The 8,240-nt window shown below is 45.4% G+C and carries 7 protein-coding genes; 2 read left to right on the top strand and 5 right to left on the bottom strand.

What is annotated here, in order from left to right; translation table 11 throughout:
- From K8R76_03355 to K8R76_03340, 4 genes are all read right to left on the bottom strand, one after another.
- The coding region (locus K8R76_03355; protein ID MCD4847209.1) for a hypothetical protein at positions 1-783 on the bottom strand (783 nt) is incomplete at its 3' end.
- 398 nt (positions 784-1,181) lie between these two features.
- Entirely contained in the window at positions 1,182-2,024 is an 843-nt protein-coding gene (locus tag K8R76_03350; protein MCD4847208.1) for a glycosyltransferase family 2 protein, read from the bottom strand.
- 169 nt (positions 2,025-2,193) lie between these two features.
- Positions 2,194-3,315 (bottom strand): NAD-dependent epimerase/dehydratase family protein, encoded by a 1,122-nt coding sequence (locus K8R76_03345; protein MCD4847207.1) that lies wholly within the window; start codon positions 3,313-3,315, stop codon positions 2,194-2,196.
- A 48-nt stretch (positions 3,316-3,363) separates the two neighbouring features.
- Positions 3,364-3,660 (bottom strand): hypothetical protein, encoded by a 297-nt coding sequence (locus tag K8R76_03340; GenBank protein MCD4847206.1) that lies wholly within the window; start codon positions 3,658-3,660, stop codon positions 3,364-3,366.
- A 423-nt stretch (positions 3,661-4,083) separates the two neighbouring features.
- Between K8R76_03340 and K8R76_03335 the strand changes: the two genes are divergently transcribed.
- A complete protein-coding gene (locus tag K8R76_03335; protein ID MCD4847205.1) occupies positions 4,084-4,962 on the top strand; it encodes a glycosyltransferase family 2 protein in 879 nt (292 codons plus the stop codon).
- 154 nt (positions 4,963-5,116) lie between these two features.
- Positions 5,117-6,475, top strand: a complete 1,359-nt coding sequence (locus K8R76_03330; GenBank protein MCD4847204.1) for a tetratricopeptide repeat protein — start codon at positions 5,117-5,119, stop codon at positions 6,473-6,475.
- A gap of 199 nt (positions 6,476-6,674) precedes the next feature.
- Here K8R76_03330 and K8R76_03325 read toward each other — a convergent pair whose 3' ends face one another.
- Positions 6,675-7,970: a hypothetical protein gene (locus K8R76_03325; protein ID MCD4847203.1), complete on the bottom strand. Its 1,296-nt coding sequence runs from the start codon at positions 7,968-7,970 to the stop codon at positions 6,675-6,677.
- Positions 7,971-8,240 lie beyond the last annotated feature (270 nt).

The following is an 8,240-nucleotide window of genomic DNA, read 5'->3' as shown; positions in this document are numbered from 1 at the left end:
GGCGTCAGGGCTCTGCGTGGTCCGCTGCAATCCATCGGGAACCCTGAGTTCCCAGTTGCTTCCTCCATTGGAGGTTGAAGCTACGGTGTAACCGTGGCCGACAATCCAGGCGTTGGAGACGTCAATTGCACTCACGCAGATTAACGGGAATTCATCCAGGAGAAGCGAGTCACCCTGGCTCTCCCAGGTATTCCCCCCGTCCGCAGATCGGAGGATGATGCCGTAATGCTCGGTACCGCCGACTACCCAGATCACCGAGTGGTCCACGGCGTAGACGCAGTCGTAGTCGAAACCATCGTATGCCGGATCAGACATGGAGACCCATGTGCCGCCGCCGTTGGAGGTGTAAAGAATGGTATTGTCTATCCCCACGACGAATGCGGTATTCCCGTCAAGAAGGCTGATACCATTTAGACCCTTAGCAGGAATGTTCGACGAGGAGCCCTGCCTTATCCAGGTAGTTCCGCCATCGACCGTTTTCAGGATCGTGCCGTAACCGTTTGCAACATCTCCCACCGCCCAGGCAGTGAGTGAATCCTGCGCTCTGACGCACTCCAATTCCACATTCGGGATACCGGAGCTTAATCCCTGCCGGTTCCAGTTGATACCCCCGTCACCGGTGGCGATGATAAAAGCATACGAATCGACCGGTGCCCCAACCGCCCATCCGAACCACAGGCCAGATTCGGATGGCCCGGTAGTATCGCTTCCGCACGATGCCATGAAGAGTGCGAAGGCCAGCACAGTCAGCACGACAACATAGTTTTTTTCAGACAGGTTCATTTTTAGACTCCCTCCCTCCCGGTCGAAGACCGTGTTTTGCATCAAATCCATGGAACAACTTACTGGTAAAACATAACCACGCCTGCTGAGCAGGCATAGACCATAATCAGGAACCGGCATCCTGTATGGTTACGCGAAAATCTTATCGGTGTCATGACATCCACATCTGGCAGTTATATTTATCACTGCTGCCTGGCTTGAAATAATTTGCTTAGGAGCCGGAGGAATCTTGCTGAAAGTTGCTGTTGTACTTGTCAATTATGGTCAGTGGGAGCTTACCCGGAAGTGCTTTGATTCCCTCAAGGGATCTGAGGGAGTGGATATCAGAATAACGCTTGTGGATAACAATTCCGCAGTAGAAGTTCCGGAAAGGGTTCAGAAATGCAACGGGATTCGGTTCAGGCGTCTGAGAGAGAATACCGGTTTTGCCTCCACCTCCTGTAGGCCTTATAGCCTTCAGTGAAAGCCCTGTTCCCCGTTATCACAGCATACGTCATATGCAGAGGATGCCAGAACGCGGTCCTGATAGCCATACCCGGATCGCTGCAATTAACTTCCATGAAGATAAAACGATTTCTCTCCCTCAGTAAACAGGTTTCAGGGGAAGCTCCCATGGTTTCCGCGTGCATGTGCTTTACGGTTATCTCAGGGCATCTCAGTATACTGTATCCGGAATTATGCATTCTTACTCCCATATCGGTGTCTTCCCAGTATATAGGCGCATATCTACAGTCAAAGCCCTGAAGCTTATCCCAGGCGTCTCTTTTCCAAAGAGCACATGCGCCGGAGGGATAAAGTTGCCCTTGAGAAAATTGTCCTGTGACCGCAAGCCCCCTTCTGAAAAGCCAGCGGAAAGCACTGTCATCGGAACCGTCAGGTCGCGGTATGGACGGCACTGCAACTGCAATCGAGTCGTCGGTTTTCTTCAATGAATCAAGCAAAGCCGCAAAGCTACCCCTTTCCGGTATCGTATCGTTGTTCAGGAGAAGCAAGTACTTCCCTGAAGCAATTCCCATCCCCAAGTTGACTGCTCTGCAGAATGCTGGTTCACCGGTTCGCTCAATAAGTTTCACAAATGGAAATTTCGCTGATATCCTTTCCTGTGTATCATCTTCGGAGCAGTCATTCACAACAAATAGCTCACCGTCAGCAGTCTGTACTTCCTCTACAATTGCACCCAGATGCTTCTGAAGAATTCCGGCTCCATTTTTTGAAGGGATAACAACTGAAAGTTCTTTCATTCCACACCTATTCTGTCAATGTAGATTTCTTCACCTGAAGCGGATGATACTTCCTAAAACTTTCTACGGTCAATGGTATGGATAACAGATTTTCGAAGTGAATCCTGTATTTTGAAATACTAATGACCTGAAGCCGGATTGACATACCTCCGAGAAAATACATTGTCCTTTAACGAGTCAGACCCCGTTGTTGCAGCTCAGAAGTAGCCCTGTCAACAAGGTCCGATGAAGTGGTGGTGGCAACCCACGAACAGAGATCGGACACCCCCTCCCTGAAATCTATCTCCGCCCTGAACCCCAGAACATTCGAACACAAAGATACATCGGCAAAACAATGCCTGATATCACCCGCCCTGAATTCGTTGCGCACTATGATATCGTTCACAGGCTTGCCCAGTTCCAGCGCGATCGCCTCCGCGATCTGCAGTATGGTTGTAGGAGAGCCGGTGCCCACATTAAGCACCAGACCACTGGAATCAATGTTCTCAAGGGTCATAAGGCATGCCCTTGAAATGTCCTTCACATGTATGAAATCCCTGCTCTGAGCACCGTCTTCGAAGATCACAGGTGGATGGTCATTGAGAAGTCTTGACGCGAAAATCGCTCCGACACCGGTATAGGGGTTCGACAAAGCCTGCCGGGTTCCATACACGTTGAAGAATCTAAGAGCAGTAGCCGGTATGCCGTATGCTTCTCCGATGGCGAGGAAAGCCTCTTCGTGACTCCTTTTGTTAACAGCATATATGGATGTTGGGTGAAGGGGTTTTGTTTCGGGAACCGCAATGGGTTCACCGCTTTCCCCGCACTTCGGACAGATCACTTCCCAGTTTCTCTCCATAAGCTGCCTTGAAGTCCTGAGCTTCGGAGCAAATTCTCCACAACTGTGACAGAGATACAAACCTTCCCCGTAGATTGACATGGAGCTGGCAACCAGCATTCTGGACAGACTGTGGCGGACCTTGACCGCTTCTTCGAGGACTACTGCCGCTCCAATGGAATTGACCGAAGTATACCTCTCGATTTCGTACATCGATTGCCCAACACCGACAGCTGCAGCAAAATGAACAAGAATATCACAACCTTCAAGAGCTTGCTGGACATCCAAATGGTTTCTGACGTCACCAACAATAAGTTCAACGGCCGGAGAGAGGTAATCAGGTTTGACCTGACCAACTCCGTGAACCTGGGGGTCAAGGTTATCAAGAGCACGAACTTCATATCCGCTATCAAGGAGCAGGTCTGCCAGATGTGAGCCGATGAAACCGGCACCTCCTGTTATCAGAACTTTCATAGTAGCAACAGTCCAATCAGTTTATACTAAGATCCTGTTAATGCTAGGTCACATGTAATATCTCAATCCGCGGTTCTTTTCAATCCACCAGATAATTTCTTCTTTGGTTATCGCAGGATATGGTTCTATATCTCCTATGAGAACGCTATTTCCGTATCGTTCTCTCATAAGTTCTAGGGGATATGCTGTTATTCGACAACGACCCGGAGCAATCTCAACAAATCCAGGTGGAGGCATCATTCGCACTATTGGGGGAGTTTGACGGTTAACAGATTCAATCTCTACCGTTGATACAACATCTGTGCTGACTAAAGAAGCGAGTGTAAGAATTGTTGGATTTTCCACTATTCCTTGATTAACTCCCAATATAGCTCATCTGTCATGATTTTCATGAATTTTTCACCTAAAAAGACTATTTCACTAGAAGTATTCCCTGTCAATGTTTTGTTCAACTGATGTTCATCGCAAACCCAGCATAAGGACACATCTCTCCCCTGAAGTTGGATCTCAGGAAACCATCGTAGCCAGAAACTCCTGGTTCCCGGAAGATCTCAGAGCATAATAGTAACAGGCAATGTAATCCTCGTCAGACTTGCAGGCCTTCACTATCTGCTTCGAGTGATATCTTCTGTGTTCATGCTATTTCCTCTTTATGGGTTTGGATGGTATTTCACAATAATCCTATCGGTGTTATAAAATTTCCAGCTGGCAGTTATATTCCTTGCTGCAGTACTGACAGGATATAATTTGATGAAAAACGGAGGTATCTTGCTGAAAGTAGCTGTTGTACTCGTTAATTACGGTCAGTGGGAGCTTACCAGAAAATGTCTTGATTCCCTTAGGCGGTCCGAGGGAGTGGATATCAGAGTAACGCTTGTGGATAACAATTCCGAAGAAGAAGCTCCGGAATGGGTTCAGAAAAGCACAGGTGTTCGGTTCAAGCGAATGAGCGAGAACACCGGCTTTGCCGGAGGCAACAACGAGGGTTTTCTGATTTCCAGGCAGGATAAAGCTGAGTTTACCCTGTTCCTGAACAACGACGCCGAAATTACTCCCGGTACAGTTTTAAATCTTGCTGAATTTCTAAAGGAAAATCCGGAAGCCGGCATCGTGACTCCACCCGTATACTACGCATCGGCACCGGAACTGATATGGAGCGCGGGGGGCAGATTCATTCCATGGAAGATGAGATTTGACCAGAAGATTTATTCTTCGAGGATTGATCTTCCGAATAAAGCGGTTAGAATGGATTTCGCTTCAGGGTGCGCCATGATGATAAGAACGGAGCTTTTCGAGCAGACCGGCGGTTTCCGGGATGATTTTTTCATGTACTACGAAGATGCCGATCTCTGCCGGAAAGTTGCACTCGCGGGGTATTCGATATGGCTTCTTCCGGCGGGAGAGGTTATTCATCATGTTGCGTCAGGAAGCGGAGGGGAATTATCACCTCTTGCAGTCTACTTTTCAGAGAGGAACAGAATGATTCTTTCTCGGAAAATGCTCGGCCCCGGTGTGAGGGCTATTTTCTATTTTTACATCAGTGCCGTATTGATTATTAAAACATTCAAATTTCTTTTCTCGCAGAAACCCGGTCTGATACCATGTATATGGAAGGGGTATTTCGACGGTATTCAGGGTCGGACATAACAACGTACACTTGTGAAACACGTATAAGCTGATAATATAATGATATGAGCGCAATAACTTATGAATAGTATATATAAAAGTAAATCAGGCAATTTATAGTTGCTATAACAAGTGTACGTTGTTATGTCCGACCCTGCAGATCTGAAAGGCAAAAGTGACCGATTTGGCAGTCAGTCAGGATACTGAAGCTCTGAAGAAGAAGCTCTCTGGAGCAGACGGATTGGATCGTGTCAGGATTCTTGCGGATCTGTCTGTCGCATACAGGGAAACAGATCGCAGAAAAGCTATTGAATTCGGGGAACAGGGTTTGAAGCTGCTTGAAATAAACGTGGACAAAAAACTTGAATCAATAATACTGAATGAACTCTGCTGGGCCTATCAGTGTATCGGAGAGTATCAGACAGCTCTGGAATACGGATTGAAGAATCTTGAAATAACTGATACAACCAAGGACGAAGTAAGCAGATCGGATACTTTCAACCGAATTGGCATTATTTACTATAAGCTTTCAAATATTGACAGAGCTCTCGATTATTTTCTGAAGTCACTCCGAATACTTGAGGAATCGGATGAAATTCTGAAAGTATCATCATTACTGAATAATATCAGTATCATTTACAGCAACTTGAACGATGAAAGTACCGCTCTTGATTACTGTAAAAGAGCAATTGAAATATCTGAAAAACACGGCTGTCTCACGAATCTCGCCAATTCTCTCAACAACGCAGGAAGCATCTTCCGTCGATCAGGCAAACTGGAGAGAGCACTGGAGTATTATCAGAGAACTCTGGAAATAAGGCTTGATCTTGGTGAGGTATGGAAAATTGCTCGTGTTCTCACCAATATCGGTATGATTCATGATGATCTGAATAATCACGAAGATGCGCTTAACTGTTTTTTCAGAGCACTTGAGATCGAGGAGGAAAAAGGAGACATACATGATGCTTCCCAGACGCTTCTTTCCATCAGCTTGAGCTATGCGAGTACAGGCAAATTTGAAGAGGCTTATGAATACGCAGGAAAAGGACTGTCGTACATGGATAATATTGACTCTCCCGGAATACGGAGGAATGTATATCAATCCTATTCCGAGGTCTGCGAGATGATAGGGAATTTCAGGGAAGCGCTTAAATTTCTTAAGAAGTACAAAACACTTAATGATGAGATATACACTGAAGACAGCAGTCGTAAGGTTAATGAACTGCGGGTGAAGTATGAATCCGATAAGAAGGAAAGAGAAACAGAGATCAACAGGCTCAGGAACATAGAGCTTGCGAGGACGAACGAAGACCTGAAGAGTGCTCTTGGTGAAGTGAAGCACCTCAGCGGACTCCTTCCGATCTGTTCATCCTGTAAGAAGATACGTGATGACAATGGATACTGGGAACAGATAGAATCCTACATTTCCGACCATTCGGAAGCCCTGTTCAGCCACGGTCTATGCCCCGAATGCATGAAAAAACTCTATCCTGAACTTGTTGCGAACAACAAATCTGAAAATTCCTGCAACTAATGTATACTGAAATTGAAAGAACAATTAATCGCAATGGAAAAACCAAATTTCAACCGTGGATCAGGAGGCTGGAGAGCCAGGATCAGAAGCAGTTAGAATCGCTCATTTTGTGTACTTGAAATCTCATATTGCGAATATGTACCTTTCTCATTCATAAAGGATAAGAAAGGTACATATCTTTCTTAATGTGCAGGCTACTTCATTTCAGCAGGACAAAAGGAAGTGATGTTTGTTCATTTCCCGCTTCGATATTGCATAGATATACTCCTGGATGCATTGCTTCTCCTGCATCATTGACAGTGTCAATATAGATATTGTTTGTGCCTGTCTGCATTGTACCCGGGTATATGTTTGTCAGTAATCTTCCGGTTACATCATATATTCTAAAATGAATATCCGAATCCTGAGCAAGACATATCTCTATCTGTACTTGACCGTTTGTTTTTCCAACATACCTGGCGGATGTTATACAACTGTTGTAATCGTTTGCTTCGGTTTCAGAGCTGTATCTGAATGAAGCCTCTTCTACTCCCTTATATACTCCCCCATTATTACCGACCGCATAAATGTAAGCCGATCCATCCGGACCTTCAACACTGCAGATGGTATTGATCGGATATTGCGGATTATAACAGAATGCCCAGTCACTCCATTCACCTGTTATTGTGCTATAAATAGAATTTATAATATAGCCATCCTGGTCAATTCCCCATGCCATTGGAACCAGTTCTGATGTATCTATGCAAGTAACATCACTCGCTTTAAAGCCGCTAATATCCTCTGACCAGTGCATTCCTCCATCCATAGTATAATATCCATCGAACCCAGCTTTGTAAGTTGCCCAACCCAGCAAACTACCAGGATGACAGAAATCAATGTTTCTAAACACACCAGGAATTATTGTTCGCCACAGATAATCAGGAGGTGGACCTGGATCAACTAATACCCTCTTTCTGAGATCATTGTCACCTACTCTGAATACATTTGTCTGACCACCATGAGAGTATATCTCGAGAATGTAGTGACCTCCTGACATTTCCTTATGCCAGCCAGTCATACCGTACTGGAAAATAATACCGGACGCAGCCCCGCGTTGTCCGCATGCCCATCCATCAAATAAAGTAGACATTTCAAGATCTCTAAATGCAATATACTCTTCATCATAGTGGTATTCTTCAACCCATTCGTCTCCACCATCAGAAGTTTTATATATGTATCCTCCTTCTGTTGCTATCCATCCGACTTGCGGGTTTATAAAATCCACCGCCTGAACATCACATTCATCATTGGTGAATGGTGACTGCTTAATCCAGGAATCTCCTCCATTTACTGTCTTATAAACTGCCCCGCCATCTCCCGCCACCCAGCCAACTTCCGGACTGACAAAAGAGACATCCCTTAAAGCAAAGGTTGCATTGGGAATAGAAACATCTTCCCAGGACATTGCCGTACCAGCAATAACAACAAGTACAAGCATCGTTCTGATTGACAACATTATTCCTCCTTTGGTGTATATTGTTTTTACTTCGCAGTTGAACGTTTGTTATGAAATGTCCCTCTTTTTAAACAATAAGGATAACGCTCAACACCGCCTATCCGACAGTTATTCCCTTCCAAATACAATAATAACGGGAGTAATCCTGCGCTGTCAATATTTAAAGGGCTGAGGTTGTGAACACTAACGTTTCGCAGCAGCCATTTCCAGAAAATTGGCGATTTTCTCCGCTTCAGCCCACATAGCTCTTTCTCTGACAACAAATTCTCT

It is taken from the genome of Candidatus Aegiribacteria sp. (assembly GCA_021108435.1).
Taxonomy (GTDB): domain Bacteria; phylum Fermentibacterota; class Fermentibacteria; order Fermentibacterales; family JCC-6; genus Aegiribacteria.
The sequence above is the reverse complement of the archived record's forward strand: the minus strand, read 5'-3'. Positions and strand labels throughout refer to the sequence as shown.